Genomic DNA, 16,641 nt, shown 5'->3' on the forward strand with positions numbered 1-16,641 from the left:
AATTCAGCGCTTGCTGTGATGATCCCTCTCACCCTATGATTATCATGGCCCATAACGTTATCAGGAAAATAGAATGCGTAGACTACCTCCGGTATTACTTGAAGACGGTTGCCCTAGAGAGTTAATCTCATTGATCAGAACGATTTTAGCGGCCTGTAAAGAAATTTCATTCCGCGTCGGCCAAGGTGCCCTGTCCGGTGTACTAGGTTCAACGCTTGATGAAAACATTCAAGGCGAAACACAAAAGAAACTCGATGTTCTGACCAACCAACTACTTAAAGATATTTTACTGGAGTCAGGCTACGTAAAAGCGATAGCCTCAGAAGAAGAAGACTACACAGTAGCTGGTAACCCGAATGCAGAATATATCGTTGCGTTTGACCCACTTGATGGCTCATCAAATACCGATATCAATTCACTGGTTGGTACTATTTTCTCAGTAATGAAAGCGCCTGAAGGCTCAGATCCTGCAGATCAAAGTATCTTTATGCAACCGGGTAAAAGCCAAGTCGCTGCGGGATATGTATTATATGGCCCATCTACAGTGCTTGCATTAACGACTGGCAAAGGTACTCGTTTCTTCACGCTAGATAAAACACACGGCAGCTTCTTATTAACTCAAGATTTTGCCCGAGTACCAGAAGAGACCAACGAATACGCCATCAATGCGTCAAATCAACGCCATTGGCAGCCTGCGATGCAAAACTACATAAATGACTTAATGGCTGGCGAAACAGGCCCACGAGCGCGTAACTTTAACATGCGCTGGATTGCCGCCATGGTCGGTGATGTTCATCGCGTGTTATGTCGCGGTGGTATTTTTACCTACCCAACCGACACTAAAGATCCAAACAAACCAAATAAGCTACGCCTACTTTACGAAGCAAACCCAATGGCTATGCTGATCGAGCAAGCCGGCGGCATCGCCTCAACTGGCACAGAACGCATTATGGATATTCAACCCGACGCCATCCACCAACGCGTAGCGGTGATTTTAGGTTCGAAAAACGAAGTAGAAACCTGCTTGGGATATCATAAGTAATAGACTTTAGGATAGAGGAGCTAGGTAAAAGGCTCTAGGAAAGTGATTTCCTCAGATAACAATCACATCGTAGGCGCGGCTTTATGCCGCGTTTTTTATTTTCAGCCATATCAAGGCGAAGTTAGCCGCAATATCCCTAGCACCTAGCCCCTACTAACTTGCTAATAATTCAACCAACTTCGCAACTTTACTCTTATCAAGCTCGCCCATTTGTTCGCTGTTGCTGAGGGCATAGATAACCCCTTCGACGCCGCTGTAGTCGATGTCGGTTCTAGATTCTATAACATTCGCCCACAACTCCAGATCGTCTAAATCAATCTCATCTGCTTGGCAGCGAGTGAGCACATCCAAAACAGTTGCGAGCGTCAATATGTAAATTGGGCCTTGGTTATCTATTGTTGATGCAACAATAATACTTATTGCCTCGTCTTTGTATTTACCAAAAGTGACAAATTCTGCTAACGCTTGTGCTCTGTTCATTTTTAATTATCTGTTATCCTGTAACTGACTATTTCATTAAAGATTAAAATATATCTAATGACTATTTTAGCCTGCTCGCAATGCCAAGCGACTCTTAACTGCAATGTTGATGATATCAATGCCTGTTGGTGCAATGAGCTGCCTGCTATTTTACCGCTTGATAGCACAACCACCAGCTGTTTATGCAGAGATTGTACGTTGACTAAAATCAATCTATTTTTAAATGCCCTCTATCAGCAACCACTTAAAAACCAGCTTAGTTTTGCAGCCTCTTTCTCTAGCCATAATCCCCTAATAGAAAATCTCGATTATACAATGCAGAACAACTATATGGTGTTCTCACGCTGGTTCTTTTTAAAACGTGGTACATGTTGTAAAAACAATTGTAAAAACTGCCCATTCAAAAACACAAAATTAACAAGTGATGCAAAATAGCAAAAAAACCATAAAGAGAAAAAAATTCATACAAATATTAATATGCAATAAAAACTCTTTAAAGCACTAAAAAACGTTTTTTGATGAATATTTTATCTATATAATTGCATATTAATTTCCGTACCCTTTCAGCCATCTTGTTTATCTTTTTATAACATGCTTTCTTATTAGAAAATGACAACCAGATAAACAAAAAACAGGATAATCAATGAAACAGTTCAAGCCTAATATTGTCGCTTGCGCAATAGCCGCCCAATTTTTTACTGCCGGTCATGCTGTTGCAGCGGAGCAACAAGTTGCAACAGAAAAAGCAATTGAAACAATTCAAATAACCGCGACTCGTCGTGCGGGCTCAGTGCAAGAAGCACCACTTAATATTACCGCCCTTGATGGTGATGTGATCAAAGATCAAAACATTGGTGATCTTGAAGATGTGGCACGCTGGGTGCCAGGTTTAACTATTTCTGATCAAGGTGGCCGTGAAGGTTCACCAATTATTGTCCGTGGCTTAAATACCAATACTTCTGATCGTATTTCTGATGGTGGTACAGTAGCGACTTACGTGGGTGAAATTCCACTAAATATTGATTTACGCTTAACAGACGTAGACCGTGTTGAAGTGCTTATTGGTCCACAAGGTACATTATACGGAGCGGGAACATTAGGTGGTGCAATTCGTTACTTATTAAAACAACCTCAGCTCGATATTACCGAAGGGCAAGTCACTGGTGATGTGTTTAGCTTAAACGAAAGTGACGGCACTGGCGGTGAGTTTGGTTTAGTATTTAATACGCCGTTAATTGACGATGTATTGGCAATCCGCGCTAGCGTCAATTACTACACCAACCCAGGTTATATCGATTATAACTTCGTAGTACAAAACCCAGGCGTATCAAACCCAAATCCTGATTTTACCAACCCACAGGATGTTAGTGCTAACTTGCGCAGTGTCAGTGATGTAAATGATGAGCAAATTACCACAGGTCGTGTGTCCTTGCGTTGGCAAGCCAACGAAGCAGTAGAAGCAACGCTAAACTATTTTTATCAAAAACAAGAAAATGGCGGTAATTCTACATCGCAATATAATTCATTAAGTGACAGCAGTGCCTTACAAGGTATGGTGGGTCAATACGAAAATGCCGCCCGCATACTTGAGCCTGGTGAAGAAGAAAACGACTTATTAAGCTTGGAAATTAAAGCGGATCTAGGCTTTGCTGAACTTGTATCAGCATCTGGTTGGTCAAGCTATGAGCAATCTGGGCAACGCGACCAAACAGACTTGCTTTACGACATATGGACTGGTTATGCAGAATTTCCAGCGTTTGTTGCGCAAACCTTGGATACATCAAAACGTGATAGTTTCACTCAAGAAATTCGTTTAGTGTCTAACTCTGATAGCGCTTTTAACTGGATTGTCGGTGGTTACTACAACAAGCTTGAAACTCACTCAGATGATCGCGAATACACACCCGGTTTAACTGAGTTTGGGGGCGATGATATTCCTAATCTACAACAAGATCTCGAGTATATTTTAGTCAGTGACTCTGAAACCACTGAAAAAGCGCTATTTGGTGAAGTAGGTTATGCGTTTACCGATCAATTCAATGTAACCCTTGGTGCGCGTTTTTACGAATATGATGTATCAACCACGGCGGGTTCTGCAACACCGTTATTTTCGCTTAACTTTGACTCTCTTGACGATTTAGCGATGGAGAACGTAAGCGCTAGCGACAACGGTAATCTATTTAAATTTAATGCCAGCTACACCTTTGATTCAGGAGTGCTTGCTTATTTTACCGTAAGTGAAGGCTTTAGAATCGGCGGTGGTAACGGTATTGCACCTTGCCCAGATGTATTGCCAGATCAACAAATTGTTTGTGCATACCCAGATGAAGAAGATTATAAACCAGATACAACAGTAAACTATGAACTGGGTTTTAAATCGAGCTGGTTTAAAAATCGTCTACACTTTAACGCGGCATTGTTTAATGTTGATTGGAAAGATGCGCAAGTTGGTACTGCAACTGTGAATGGTCAAGAGCTGATCACCTCTAATGCAGGTGCTGCCAATTCAAAAGGCGTGGAAATTTCTTCTCGCGCTATAATTGCTGATAACTGGACGGCCTACGCAACTTACGCCTATGCAAAAGCTGAGCTAACCGAGGATGCACCAGGTTTATTAGGTACATTAGATAAAAAATATACACAGTATCAAGCATACTACGATGGTACTGATGGAGACCGCCTACCAGGCGCACCTGAGCATCAGCTTTCATTCGGCCTGCGTTATGAACAAGATGTACTAGACGATAAACTACTGAGCATTAACTACGGTATGACCGCGCAAAGTGACGTGATCACTAAAGTTGGTTTAAAAGCCGATGGTGAAACACTTGCAGGTTATGCGCTTAGTAATTTATCTGCCAAGCTAACGGGTGATATGTGGTCCGCCACTATTTATGTTGATAATTTATTCGATAAGTATGCCTTTACTTCGGTACGCCGTGATAAATCATGGGCAGGTATGGCAAAATATGAAGAGCTAAATAAAGAGCTCCCTGAACTACAACGTGTGTATGGTCACTACACTACAGCGCCGCGCACTATCGGCATGAAGTTTACGTATAACTTTGAACTGTAATAACGGTTATCTATAAATTAAAAAAGCCTTGGTGTTTTACGCCAAGGCTTTTATGCTTATTGCCATGTTGACATCGATACAAAAAAACCTACAACAACAAATTGAGCACGCTATTAATCATAGCAAGCTTAATGACGCGCACTTATTACTGATCAATAATATTAAAAACACACCAGATGATCACTTTAGCTATTTTTTGCTAGCGCAAGTAAATGTTGCAGCAAATGATATTAGCAAGGCACATAAACTCTTAAGCAAAGCGATTAGTATTGCGCCCCTACCTTTATATTTTGCTCACTCAGCCAAATTTGCCGTACTGCGCGGGCAGCTGTTAGATGCGCAGCAATATATAACTGAAGCAATAAAACATCCATATTATGAAGTTATTGAATGCGATTTAATTGCTAATGTACTGACTCGTTTAGGCCATTATCCACTGGCGCTCGAGTGGCAATTTCGGGCCTATCAACATGCTCCTGAAAATCCACAAATCTGTTATAACTTAGCAGTGGCATATAAAATAATGGGGCAATTTAGTGATGCAATACTGCTACTACAAATGCTTGTTAAACAGTATCCGCAACATTTTCAAGCTCACTATTCGCTAGCTGAACTTAACAATAACAAGCAGGCCAAGCAGCATTTACAACAGCTGTTAACTTTAACCGAATACGCTAAAACGCCGATGCAGCAACAATTTCTGCACCATGCGATTGCACTCAATTACGAGCACTGCGCTGATTATAAGCAAGCCTTTGCCCACTTTACTACAAGTAAGCAAGCGATCTGTCAGCATGTAAAATATGATGCGCAAGCTCACAAAGCATTTAGCCAGCAACTGATAACCTTAAGTCACAGTTATACGCCGTCCTTAAGCGACAACGATTTTACTCCGATATTTATTGTTGGTATGCCGCGCTCAGGGACTACTTTGCTAGAAAAAATAATGAATCAATCAGATTTGGTGCAAGGTGTTGGTGAACTCAATGATATTGCCCAGGTTTGCCAAGGTAATAATGCTCAGGCATTAAATAGCGTGGTGCTCAATGACGCATATAAAAATGCTGCGTTAATGGCGAAGTTGAGTCAGTATAAACAGCGTATTAGTCAACTAGTAGCAGCACAGCTACGCAGCTGCGACAAACAGCCATTTAATTTTTACTATATCGATTTAATTTTAGCGGCTTTCCCGAAGGCTAAAATCATTTGCATGCAACGAGGCCGAAAAGCTAGCTGTATAGCTAATTACCGCCAACTGTACAGCCCAGCCAGTGCGTTTCATCACTATAGCTATAACCTGCAAGACATCGATAGTTTTTATCAAGATTACAGCTCTTTGATAAATCATTTTGCAGCAAAACACCCGGATAATGTGATGATTATGCAATACGAAACATTAGTATCAGAGCCAATCACAAGCACGCAGCTGCTCTATGATTTTTGTGATTTACCTTGGCAAGTTAAGTGTCTGGATTTTCATAAGCAACATAGCCCGTCGGCAACAGCAAGCAAAGTACAAGTACGCCAGCCTCTCAATAATAAAGCCATTGATTACTGGCAGCACTACGGATTTGCGTTTAACGCGAAGGACAAGGACCCGTTTCGATAGGTAGTTCGTCTCGGCCGCCCCACTCACTCCATGAGCCGTCATAAACATGCAGATTTTCATATCCGCACTCATCGGCAAATAACGCCAAGATGCATGCAGTAACGCCGGAGCCACAACTAAATTGCAAGGTAGTTTGCAGATCTGCTTGATCGCCAAGTACAGCCTCGAAAGCAGCTTTAATATCAGCGAATGGTTTTGCTTCGCCATCATCCAATAATTCAACAAAAGGTAAAGCGCGGCTATTTGGAATATGGCCGCTGCGCATCCCAGCTCTCGGCTCTGCCATTTCACCTAAATAACGCTGATAACCTCGTGCATCAAGTAGTACGGTATGTTCATCATCTATGCCCTGAAAGACTGCAGCAGCATCAATAAAGTAACCAACTCGCGGTTTGGCAACAAAGTTACCTTTATGATAATGGCGGCTATATTCAATTTGAGTTAAATAACCCAACGACTGCCACTTAGCAAGGCCACCACCGAGTACTTTGACATTATCAAAGCCCATGGCTTTAAACATCCACCAACCTCTTGCAGCACTAAATAAGCCTTGGTCTTCGTAAATGATAACTAAGGAATCTTTATCAACCCCAATTAACTGCATCTGCTGAGTAAATTGCTCCGCACTGCACATGGTATGCGGTAGCGGATTGTCTTGATCGGCTAATTGCTTTTTAAAGTCAAAACGCTGCGCATTAGGTAACTTAGCTTCTGGTTTATACTCTCCCAGCTTACCTGGACGCACCATACCGGCATCAAAAATAATCAGCTTGGGGTCGTTTAAGTGCTCGTTCAACCACTGGCAAGTTACGATGTTTTTCATTGTTATCCTTTACTTCATTAATTTGCTGAGAAAAAACATCCAATCCTAACAAACGTTTTTCAACAGCATCAGCATGTTCTTTTGAGCAATCTTGCCACCTTCCTTGGACACTGTAAACATGCTTTAAATAATTGAAAAATTGATTTCTAAGTTGAGCATTGAATTGCCAACCTTGGTTCATTTGCGATATTTTTTCACTTAACTCCTCATTATTGCGCGCATGTAAAACCAATTCATCAATGTTATAGCAAGCCTGCCCAAGCGTAATAACACGGCACCCTAACAATAACGCCTCTAGTCCGACGGTAGAATTAATCGTGATCACGGCCTGTGCATTTTCTATTAAATCAGCCGTCACATTGCCGTTGGCAAATACTGCCTGAGGGTGCTTTTTATATAAATGAGAATAGTGTTTATGCCAAGAGGGGTGTTCTTTAAATACCACTTTTAACTCTGGATCATTTAGTTTTTCAATCGCTGTCATTACTTCTGTAAATAACATCTCCATTGAATTAATCCAGGGCGAATAACAAACGATTTGCGTATCATGGGGAACCTGAAAAGGCACGAAAATATACCTTGGCGGTAACTTACTCTGTAAAAATGCTTTACGTTTTTTGTGATTTGATCGAGGCATTAACGCTAAAGCGCTTAAATCAGATGCATATGATGATTCAAAATTAAGGTAAAAATTTCGATCACGCTTAATTGCAGATGCAAAGTTAACACCTTTAGGATCTAAACAGCTAGTATTTGGCAGCAAGCCATTTTCATAATAAAAAACGTTAATTTCTAGCTTTTTCGCCGCTTTTACTACTGTGATATTAGGCAGTTTATGACCATTCCAAATAACCAGATGTGTTGGTTTTTCCCGAGTAAGTAACGCCAAATACTTAGCGTAGCGACAACGCTCGACAAAATTGAGTAGAAGGTAATAAGGTAAGATTAACAAGTAACTATGCCAAATAGCATGCTTTGCTTGTTTACGCTTTATCTGAGTAGCTATTATATCGTCAAAAGACGCTTTAAATGCCTCCGGTAAGTACTTTAATGCACGCAGTATTGGCTTACCAAAAATATGTAAACTAGCACTTAAATTTAGTTGAGTGATTAACTTTTTATAGTAGCGAGCATGTACATTGCGACGAGATACGAATAAAAAGTGCATAGGGTGCTTATACCAATTTTAATATTTGATATAAATACTAAGCCGTAATAATGACTTATTTATGAATGAAGCGTTACAATACTTTATTAGCTACTTAAAAGACGCAGATCACATAGATTTATTTTACTGTAGTAAAATTGTATTATAGGCGGTAAAACTTAATAAATAAGATGGCGTTATCTAATTCTTCTGCCACATATTGAATTACCAATTAAAAGTCTAAAAGCGACCCATTATGCCTAAACATTACCTGCTTTATGTAGAACAACCTTACAGCTTTGCTATTTTACGCCCAATTCAAGATGCAATTAGAGCAAATGGAGATAAAGCCTGCTGGTTTATTACAAAAAGAAGTGGAATTGCCAACGGCTTGTTAGAAGGAGAGCAACAACTTAAAAATATTGAAGATGTCAAAAACTTTAATCCCTGCGCAGTGTTCGTACCTGGAAATGTAGTCCCAGATTTTTTCCCCGGTGTGAAAGTGCAAGTTTTTCATGGCTTAGAATATAAAAAGAAAGGTCATTTTGCGATTCGAGGTTTTTTTGATTTGTACTGTACTCACGGTCCTCTTACAACGGAACCATTTACACGCTTAGCAGAAAAACACCGTTATTTTAGAGTGATAGAAACTGGCTGGCCGAAACTTGATCCTTATTTTAATTACGAAAAAAGACAAAATGAGAAGCCCGTTATCTTATATGCGCCAACATTTTCGCCAAATTTATCTTCTCTCGAGATTTTATTTGAGCAAATAAAATCACTTGCAAGTAGTGGTGATTACGATATAAAACTGAAGTTTCATCCAAAAACTAAACCTCAGTGGCAAAAGCTTTATCTGACTCTGGCTGAAATGGAACATTTTGAAATTTGCCAAAACGATAACTTAATCCCATTAATTCAACACGCTGATGTGGTTATTTCAGATACATCAAGTGCCGTCGATGAATCATTATTATTAGGCAAACCCGTTATCACCTTTAACAATAGCCAACCTCAAGATGCTTTAATTAATATCACAGCTGCAGAGCAATTAACTAACGCGCTAGAGCAAGCATTATCTTTCAGCGATGAGCAGCAACTGAAAATTAACCAGTATATAACTCAAGTACATCCTTTTACTGATGGAAACAGCGCTCAACGCATACTAGCAGCAACTGCACAGATTATTGAGACCGGAGTTATGCAAAAGCCGCTTAATCTACTGCGCAGATACAAAATCCGTAAAGCGCTAAACTATATGAAATTAAAGTAATTAAATCGAAGGTGGGCAAGCCCCACCTTACAACATTTATTGCGATAATGGATTACGTACCACTTCAATAATTTCAGTGGTTGAAATTGATGGGGTTCGAATAAGGTATTTAACATCACACAAGCTTTTAAATTCATCAAAACGTCCAGCCCAATCATCCCCCATTACTAATAAGTCAGCATTATGTTCAGTAATGTACTCACCTTTAAGCTCTAATTATTGCTCAATAAACATCTCATCAACGCAATGAACTGATTATTCTCACTCTATCTGCTTCACTGTAAACTGGATTACGACCTTTTTTGACATATTAAGAGCACCTGAAAGCACACCTGCAATTAAGTAATCAGCCGGTGCTTTCGCTCGCTCTAATATATTAATATTGCCAACATGGAAAATATCAAACGTCCCAAAAGTTATTACTCGCCTCATTTATTCTCTTCTAAATAGTTAGCAATGCGCTCAGCAGATAAGCCATCCATTTTACCAGCGAGCAACTTAATAAGCCTCGCCCTATTTTCTTTGAAAACGTCACTCTCGTAACTAGATTGATTAATCATATTGGCGAGATCTTGATAATGCTTAGCAGGGTAACAAATTTCATTAAAATAATGAATATCATCATCCAAACGCCCTTTCAAACGAAATGAAAAAATACCACGGTAACTCCAGCGTAATTTATAGAAGTCACACCATATAACGGGTTTATCTAGTGCAGCAAATTCAAAAATAGCTGACGATGCGTCTGAAAGCATAATATCGGCAACCGCAATAAATGGTGTTAAATCAAATTGATTTTCATCCGCAATATAAACATTTGTGTGTTTTTTCCAATTAGCTAATTTAAAGCGTTGTTTTTTATAACGTGGTTTTGTAAGCGTAAAAAAGTGTGGTTTTATAATTATATTATAATCTGCAAAGTCATCCGCAAAATGGTCGCTCATACACTCAATTGAACTTGGATAAAATGTAGGCGCATATAGCAATGTTCTTTTATTAGGATCCAGACCGAGCTTTTCCAGTGATATTTTTTCAACACTGTAGTCAAATAGAGGATCTAACTTCGCATAACCTGAGTCAATAAAAGTACCGTTAGGATAAAGGCTTTGTAATCGATTTTTCCGATGTACCCCTTCAACAAACCTTACAGTCATTCCTGCATTTGATACATCGTAGTAGCACTGTTTGGGGCCAATTCCGTGTTGCATCAGTGCTGTTTTTTTATTTAACTTTTCGCTTTGTGGAAATGCATTACCAAATATAATCCAATCAACTTCACTTTTTTGGTAAAAAGCAAAAGCCTGACTGGTATCATTTAGCCAAACTGCTGATAGCCGATTGTCTGCAATAAACTTATTGCAAACAGAAATTAGTTTCGCATCCTGCGATTTATAAAAAATCAATACACATTTATGCCCTTTTTTGGTCAGCTTTTTTATAACTGGTAAGTATTGAGGGATATAATAAATATGCAAAACATCAAAATACACGAACATAATTTACATTAATTTAACCAAAAACAAATGCCATTGTACAGAAACCATAATTTTATTTCAGCCTAAACTATCATAACAACGACTATTTTTGCTTAAATCTTAATAATCTCGGTTCTCAGTGGTGCCATTTTCGCGAGTATTTTATTTTGCACTGTATGACTAATATTTTGTTCATTCATGGCATTGATTAACAAATCAACCACATGATTAAAGTCACCCTCCGTGATGTGCATGCCAGTATGAATATCAACCATACTATCACGCGTGTACTCACAGGGCCCATCAGTTAGTACACACAAATGATTAATAAAGCCTTCACGGAAATGGCTAATATTTGCATGCTCAAAGTAATGAATAATTTGTTCGTCATTACCGATTTGATTAATGAAACTATCAACCAGTCTTTGTAGCCCGGCTTGACCACCAAGTTGCTGATACAACGTTAGATTTGAAGCCGATGAACAACCTGCTAAGCTGGCTATTAACACTATCGTTGTTAGTATTTTTCCCATTACCAATATCCTGTTACCGATAAGTACCAACCGGTTTGGTCTTTTGCCCCAGCAATTCTACCTAAATCAAGGTATGCTGCAGTGACACTTACGTATTTATTTGGTATCCAAGCAACAAACACATCTTGCCAATCTTGCTCACCCAATCCGAGATTATTTGATTTTTGACGATACTCTATTCCAACAGCAACTTCTCGACTAAGAAAAATGGCAGTACTACCTTCAAATAAGAGTTTTTCATTGCTATTCGCCCCACCGTATCCGAGTAAGCCAAGCTGATTTGCTTCACTATAACGCGTGGTAACATTCCAAAACCAATTATAACCTGCAATGGCCCCTAAATGTAGCTTGCTTGCAGCAAGGTAAATATCCGTACCGGAGGTATCCTTAGCCCCGACTAACATAGCGACTGCGCCATCATCAAGTGATTTATGTTGTACTCCCAAGGTAACTTGAGGCCAGTCACTATAAACAATATCACCATAGAGCCTAATCTTAACACCGCTGATTTCTTGTTCTATCTCGGTATTTAGCGCCGGCACAGCAAAGTTTTGCTGTGCATAGCTAAGCTCAACGCGATTAAATAAGTTAACTTGTGCACCGCATACATCTAAGCTGTAATCGGTAACATCGGCCCGACTACAAAAGCCATTAATAGAAAACTCATCCTCGCTGGCATAACCCGCAAGCTGCGCCCAAGGCACGATACCACCACCACCACTACCTTCTACTTGCGATACTCCTGGCGTTGCTAGCAGCTTGCCTTTTGAGGCAAAAGTATTAAATGCAGATAATGCGATAACAGTTAAACATAATAATTTAAGCTTTTTCATTATACTGCTCCAACCATTGCTCAAACACGTCTGCTTTGAGTGGACGACTTAGATAATACCCTTGCACATGATCACACTGCATTTTTTGTAGCAGCTCTAGCGACTCTAATGTTTCAACCCCTTCGGCTACCACAGAGAAGCCAAGCTGATGACCTAAGGTAATCGTAGATTCAACAATAAACTGATCTTTTTCAGATTTATCTAGTTTAAGAATGAAACACTTATCTAACTTCAGCTCGTCAATAGGTAACATTTTCAGGCGCCCTAGCGATGTTTGCCCAACCCCATAATCATCAAGAGAAATTTTGACACCGATTGCTTTCAAGTTTTCCAACGCTTGAATACCTTTTTCTTCATTTTCAATCATATCGCGCTCTGTTAATTCAATCGTGATAAGCGCAGGTGCAACTGAAAACTGTTTTAATGTACGAATTAAATTGGAGTGAAAGCCGGGATAAGCGATATCTTGGGCTGAAACATTAATTGCAGCTTGCATATAAATGCCTTGCTGTTGCCAAAGTCCGACCTGTGCTATTACTGTTTTTACCACCCAACCGGTAAGGTCAACAATTAATCCCGATTGTTCAGCTAGGTCAATAAATAGCTCCGGCGATACCCAACTACCATCCTTGCGTTGCCAACGAATAAGCGATTCCACTTTATTGATTTGTTGTGTAGCGATATGTAATTTAGGCTGATAGGTCATAAACAATTGACCATCGTCATCATTAATCGCTTGCTTGAGCTCATCGATCATAATGAGCCTATCAAGATGCGCTTCATCCTCTCCAGGCAGGTAATAATGAATATTTTCATGAGCACTTGCGGCACTATCCACAGCAATCAAGACCCGACGCATTAAATCATCCGCTTGTAACCCTTGTGAAGGGTACTCCACCACACCAGCACTAAAACGTAAATTGATTTTAAGCTTTTGAATAGTATAACCAGCTTGTAACTGCGCCATTAACCCGACTATGCCACTTTTAAGATTACGCCCTGCACCACTAGGAAAAGCGGTTAAAAATTCATCACCACCAATACGTGCATGTAAACCACCAAACTCATCTGAAAACTCAGCAATACGTAAAGCCACAGCTTTTAAGCAGTCATCGCCAATACGAGCTCCTAGCTTATCGTTAATATGCCTAAGACCACGAATATCGATTGCCACTAAGGTGTATTCTTGGTTTTGTTCAAGATTTTCGCTCAACACTTCCAGCATTGCAGAACGATTATAAAAACCAGTTAAAGAATCATGCTTTGCGGCAAAGCTAATTTGTTGTTCACGCTCTTGGATATCATTACCCATGTTCTTAAAAGCATCAATTAATGTAGCTATTTCATTGCTTTGGTTTTTACTCATCGCATCAACACTGTAGTTTCCTCGCGCAAACTGCCGCGCTAAACTCGCCAACTGTGATAACGGCATGGTTAAGTTTTTGGCCAATAAACTACTGGTAATAACGCCGATAAAAATCGTTAAAGACGCAAGAATGACTAACGTGTAAAACAATCTCTCAAATTCACTGTAACTCTGCGTTAGATCAGCACTAAGCAATACATTAACGGGATGATCGTCAAGTGAAGGCAAATGTACATCGCGATTGCGATATACCAATTGTTCACCAAAAATACGTTTTGTGGTGGAATTATGAAAATACTCGTTTGGAATAAATGGGCTTGGACGCTCTAACAAAGAGCTTTTAACCAAATTATCGCTTTTAGCTATAAAGCTTACATCCATACCTGTTAAGTTTTTTAGTTCAACCGCAACCTCATCATCAATTTTAAAACCGACTAAACTGTAGGCGATAGTACGCGGGGCTTTAACTGGTAGTAAAATGACTTGATACAATTGTTCGTGTAGCACTACAAAACTAGATTGCTCGGTATTATTGAGCAACTCATTCATTAATTCTTGTAAGTTATTATTAAAATCTTGCTGTTTATTAGTAGAAATTAACTTTCCTGACAGATCTAGAAGCAGCATTAAATCAGCATTGATTCGCTGACTATGATTATACAATGCGCTACTAATGGTATTTGCATCTTTGGTAGCAACCGCTTGTTTAAAGCCAAAATCAGCAGTCAGTACTTTTGCAGCTGTGAGCAATAAACTTTCTTTTGACGCTAGGTACTGCTTATAGACATTTTCAGCCACATTAATATCTTGGGTGACCTTTTTTTCATTAAATTGACTCGTCGACCACCAAAAACTAAATAAGCTCACAACAGTAGTTAATAACACTAAGCCTACACATAAAACAGTTATGCGATTTTTTAAACTATTAGTCATTCCCACCCTTAAACTTACTACCAAAAGTATTACGTGGCTTAGGCTCAGTTGTTTGCAGTGTCACTTGTAAACTATGAGGTGAATTTACAGCTAACGTTAAAGGCTGTTTTGCTTCGAGTGCGTTCTTTTGTAAAGCATGCCAAATAGTTAGCTGTACTGGCAAATTTAGGCCACTTAGTTGCACATTCCCATGCTCATCACTTTGATAAACATCAGCGCTTTTCGCAACATAAATATACCCTAGCATAGAATCATGGATATTACAGCCAAGCACCACAACCCCTTGATTTTCAAATGTAATCGGAGCTTCTGGTTGTCCAGAATATAACTTTAACTGAAATGGTTTAGCTTCCGAGAAAGAATATACATGGTGGCGAATATTATCGCTATTAGGAAAGTTCACTTGCTGCCCTTGGTGAGCAATCAAAAGCGTTGGTGAAAACTGCTTATCTACTTGATCCATTATCAGTACAGGTAACTGTTGCGATAATGTTTTATTGCTTTCGCTAGCAATTTCTATCACTGCATTGGTGAGAGGCTGCCCATATTGATCAACGATGTTGAGCGTAACATCTTGCGCATAAACATCGCATGCAAGCACCATAGCGAAAACTGTCATGATGCTTTTTGTTGCCATTACTTGCAGTCTCATTTGGTCATCCCCTGTTGTGCGAACACTAACATATGAGTATCTCTAATTAATCTTAGGTTAAGTTAATTAGAGACTGACTCTAAATGCAAGAATAAAAGCCCAGTAACTATAAATAATAGCAAAACTCTAAGCTTTTAAAATGGTGCAAGTTGATTACTAGTAATTAAGCATTAGAGATTAAACCATATTGCCCGTCTAAAATGGCAATTACTTCACTACGCGGATCTGTTGGAATTAAAATATCACGACCCACAATTTTGCTAGCGATACCTACATAAGTATCAGAAACAGCTAACATAACCGACTCAGGTAAAATGTAATCTTTTGCTAGTTGCTCACGTTCAAGCATGCGATCTTTATTCAATAACACATCACTATCAGGCACATTATTAATTAACAATTGGCGGAACCCTTCTTTAGAGTTCTCAACAATTTTACCATCACGATACGCAGCACCATCCCAAATTCTTGATGAATCAGGCGTCCCAACTTCATCGATATAGATTAGTTTATCTGTACCATCAATATCTTCTACATAGCCAAACTCAAATTTTGTATCGACAAAGATTTGATCTAGTTTTCCTAGCTCAGCACTAATTAAAGCAAAACCCTCAACAAGTAATTTCTCGTATTGAGCAACATCATCTTCGGACTTAAAATTAAACACACTCAAGTTATTAGTTATGTTTTCACGGGTAATATTGACATCATCCACCGCAGGAATATCTGCAACGCCAGTAATAATACCTTTTGTTGATGGCGTAATAAGTACTTCATCTAATTTTTGGTTCGCAGTTAAGCCATCTGGCAGCTCTAAACCACAAAAGTTGCGAATACCTTTATTATAATCACGCCACATGCTGCCTGTAATATATTGACGAGCAATTGCTTCTACTTTTACTGTACTGGCTTTACGGACAATCCACACATACGGATGTGGAATATCAACAATATGATTTCCCGCAAGGCCTGCCTGATCAAATAACTTAAACCAATGAGCAGCAACTGTGTTTAATGCGATCCCTTTACCTGGCACGCCATTTAAACCATTTTCGCCTTGCCATATACAATCAAACGCGGAGATACGATCAGAAATAACCATAATAGCCAGTTCTGTACCCTTTGGCACTTGGTAACCTTTGTCACTGATCAAACGCGCGCTGTCTTCGTCTGTTAACCAATAAACTGAACGTACTTTGCCACTGTGAACTGGGCCCTTTGTGCGTATTGGTAAGTCATCGTTTACGTCTAAAACTTTATAGCTAGTCATGCTATCTCCGAGTATATGGCACGCCCTGTAAGGGCGATCGTATGGGTATGGGGTTATAAGCCGCTAATAATAATCGAGACCGGAGGAAATCACAATTAAAGCACTATGTGATTTAACGCAGTTTAGTTG

The 16,641-nt window shown here is 39.4% G+C and carries 14 protein-coding genes and 1 pseudogene; 5 read left to right on the top strand and 10 right to left on the bottom strand.

All coding sequences use genetic code 11. From position 1 onward, the window contains the following. Positions 1 to 73 precede the first annotated feature (73 nt). Positions 74 to 1,042, top strand: coding sequence for a class 1 fructose-bisphosphatase (locus H5182_RS05065; protein ID WP_182759628.1), 969 nt, complete (start codon positions 74 to 76; stop codon positions 1,040 to 1,042). A 153-nt stretch (positions 1,043 to 1,195) separates the two neighbouring features. Here H5182_RS05065 and H5182_RS05070 read toward each other — a convergent pair whose 3' ends face one another. Continuing rightward, positions 1,196 to 1,522, bottom strand: coding sequence for a hypothetical protein (locus tag H5182_RS05070; RefSeq protein WP_145234738.1), 327 nt, complete (start codon positions 1,520 to 1,522; stop codon positions 1,196 to 1,198). A 57-nt stretch (positions 1,523 to 1,579) separates the two neighbouring features. On the opposite strand from H5182_RS05070, the gene H5182_RS05075 reads away from it, so the two are divergent. From H5182_RS05075 to H5182_RS05085, 3 genes are all read left to right on the top strand, one after another. Further along, on the top strand, positions 1,580 to 1,957 hold the full coding sequence (locus tag H5182_RS05075) for a DUF5522 domain-containing protein (protein WP_145234736.1): 378 nt from the start codon (positions 1,580 to 1,582) through the stop codon (positions 1,955 to 1,957). 208 nt (positions 1,958 to 2,165) lie between these two features. After that, complete coding sequence (locus tag H5182_RS05080) at positions 2,166 to 4,598, top strand: TonB-dependent receptor (RefSeq protein ID WP_145234734.1); 2,433 nt, start codon at positions 2,166 to 2,168, stop codon at positions 4,596 to 4,598. A 64-nt stretch (positions 4,599 to 4,662) separates the two neighbouring features. Next, a complete protein-coding gene (locus H5182_RS05085) occupies positions 4,663 to 6,207 on the top strand; it encodes a tetratricopeptide repeat-containing sulfotransferase family protein (RefSeq protein WP_259398200.1) in 1,545 nt (514 codons plus the stop codon). Here H5182_RS05085 and H5182_RS05090 read toward each other — a convergent pair. Then, complete coding sequence (locus H5182_RS05090; protein ID WP_182759630.1) at positions 6,176 to 7,030, bottom strand: sulfurtransferase; 855 nt, start codon at positions 7,028 to 7,030, stop codon at positions 6,176 to 6,178. The two genes, H5182_RS05085 and H5182_RS05090, sit on opposite strands and share 32 nt — an antisense overlap. Continuing rightward, on the bottom strand, positions 6,963 to 8,198 hold the full coding sequence (locus H5182_RS05095) for a capsular biosynthesis protein (protein ID WP_182759631.1): 1,236 nt from the start codon (positions 8,196 to 8,198) through the stop codon (positions 6,963 to 6,965). Before H5182_RS05095 ends, H5182_RS05090 begins: the two co-directional genes overlap by 68 nt. Before the next feature lie 235 nt (positions 8,199 to 8,433). On the opposite strand from H5182_RS05095, the gene H5182_RS05100 reads away from it, so the two are divergent. Next, complete coding sequence (locus tag H5182_RS05100; RefSeq protein ID WP_182759632.1) at positions 8,434 to 9,450, top strand: CDP-glycerol glycerophosphotransferase family protein; 1,017 nt, start codon at positions 8,434 to 8,436, stop codon at positions 9,448 to 9,450. Between the two features lie 36 nt (positions 9,451 to 9,486). On the opposite strand, the pseudogene H5182_RS05105 reads toward H5182_RS05100, so the two are convergent. The 7 genes and pseudogenes from H5182_RS05105 to H5182_RS05135 all read right to left on the bottom strand — a co-directional run bounded on the left by H5182_RS05105 (position 9,487) and on the right by H5182_RS05135 (position 16,512). Then, a pseudogene (locus H5182_RS05105) lies at positions 9,487 to 9,882 on the bottom strand (adenylyltransferase/cytidyltransferase family protein). Then, positions 9,879 to 10,853 carry a CDP-glycerol glycerophosphotransferase family protein gene (locus tag H5182_RS05110; RefSeq protein ID WP_310736422.1) on the bottom strand — a complete coding sequence of 325 codons (975 nt, stop codon included), beginning with the start codon at positions 10,851 to 10,853 and terminating at the stop codon, positions 9,879 to 9,881. Before H5182_RS05110 ends, H5182_RS05105 begins: the two are co-directional and overlap by 4 nt. 185 nt (positions 10,854 to 11,038) lie before the next feature. Beyond that, positions 11,039 to 11,458 carry a group 1 truncated hemoglobin gene (locus H5182_RS05115; protein WP_145234724.1) on the bottom strand — a complete coding sequence of 140 codons (420 nt, stop codon included), beginning with the start codon at positions 11,456 to 11,458 and terminating at the stop codon, positions 11,039 to 11,041. Continuing rightward, positions 11,458 to 12,291 carry a DUF3034 family protein gene (locus H5182_RS05120; protein ID WP_182759633.1) on the bottom strand — a complete coding sequence of 278 codons (834 nt, stop codon included), beginning with the start codon at positions 12,289 to 12,291 and terminating at the stop codon, positions 11,458 to 11,460. The genes H5182_RS05115 and H5182_RS05120 overlap by 1 nt, the downstream gene beginning before the upstream one ends. Then, on the bottom strand, positions 12,278 to 14,590 hold the full coding sequence (locus H5182_RS05125) for an EAL domain-containing protein (protein WP_182759634.1): 2,313 nt from the start codon (positions 14,588 to 14,590) through the stop codon (positions 12,278 to 12,280). Before H5182_RS05125 ends, H5182_RS05120 begins: the two co-directional genes overlap by 14 nt. Continuing rightward, complete coding sequence (locus H5182_RS05130) at positions 14,583 to 15,242, bottom strand: methylamine utilization protein (RefSeq protein ID WP_145234718.1); 660 nt, start codon at positions 15,240 to 15,242, stop codon at positions 14,583 to 14,585. Before H5182_RS05130 ends, H5182_RS05125 begins: the two co-directional genes overlap by 8 nt. 163 nt (positions 15,243 to 15,405) lie before the next feature. Further along, positions 15,406 to 16,512, bottom strand: a complete 1,107-nt coding sequence (locus tag H5182_RS05135) for a phosphoribosylaminoimidazolesuccinocarboxamide synthase (protein ID WP_182759635.1) — start codon at positions 16,510 to 16,512, stop codon at positions 15,406 to 15,408. Positions 16,513 to 16,641: the final 129 nt, after the last annotated feature.

Origin of the sequence: Pseudoalteromonas sp. SG44-17, from assembly GCF_014164235.1 — a bacterium.
Taxonomy (GTDB): Bacteria; Pseudomonadota; Gammaproteobacteria; order Enterobacterales; family Alteromonadaceae; genus Pseudoalteromonas; species Pseudoalteromonas rhizosphaerae.

Excerpts from the sequence above, each read along its gene's own strand:
- H5182_RS05065 (WP_182759628.1), top strand. The coding sequence starts at position 74 with ATGCGTAGACTACCTCCGGTATTACTTGAAGACGGTTGCCCTAGAGAG.
- H5182_RS05070 (WP_145234738.1), bottom strand. The coding sequence starts at position 1,522 with ATGAACAGAGCACAAGCGTTAGCAGAATTTGTCACTTTTGGTAAATAC.
- H5182_RS05075 (WP_145234736.1), top strand. The coding sequence starts at position 1,580 with ATGACTATTTTAGCCTGCTCGCAATGCCAAGCGACTCTTAACTGCAAT.
- H5182_RS05080 (WP_145234734.1), top strand. The coding sequence starts at position 2,166 with ATGAAACAGTTCAAGCCTAATATTGTCGCTTGCGCAATAGCCGCCCAA.
- H5182_RS05085 (WP_259398200.1), top strand. The coding sequence starts at position 4,663 with ATGTTGACATCGATACAAAAAAACCTACAACAACAAATTGAGCACGCT.
- H5182_RS05090 (WP_182759630.1), bottom strand. The coding sequence starts at position 7,030 with ATGAAAAACATCGTAACTTGCCAGTGGTTGAACGAGCACTTAAACGAC.
- H5182_RS05095 (WP_182759631.1), bottom strand. The coding sequence starts at position 8,198 with ATGCACTTTTTATTCGTATCTCGTCGCAATGTACATGCTCGCTACTAT.
- H5182_RS05100 (WP_182759632.1), top strand. The coding sequence starts at position 8,434 with ATGCCTAAACATTACCTGCTTTATGTAGAACAACCTTACAGCTTTGCT.
- H5182_RS05115 (WP_145234724.1), bottom strand. The coding sequence starts at position 11,458 with ATGGGAAAAATACTAACAACGATAGTGTTAATAGCCAGCTTAGCAGGT.
- H5182_RS05120 (WP_182759633.1), bottom strand. The coding sequence starts at position 12,291 with ATGAAAAAGCTTAAATTATTATGTTTAACTGTTATCGCATTATCTGCA.
- H5182_RS05125 (WP_182759634.1), bottom strand. The coding sequence starts at position 14,590 with ATGACTAATAGTTTAAAAAATCGCATAACTGTTTTATGTGTAGGCTTA.
- H5182_RS05130 (WP_145234718.1), bottom strand. The coding sequence starts at position 15,242 with ATGAGACTGCAAGTAATGGCAACAAAAAGCATCATGACAGTTTTCGCT.
- H5182_RS05135 (WP_182759635.1), bottom strand. The coding sequence starts at position 16,512 with ATGACTAGCTATAAAGTTTTAGACGTAAACGATGACTTACCAATACGC.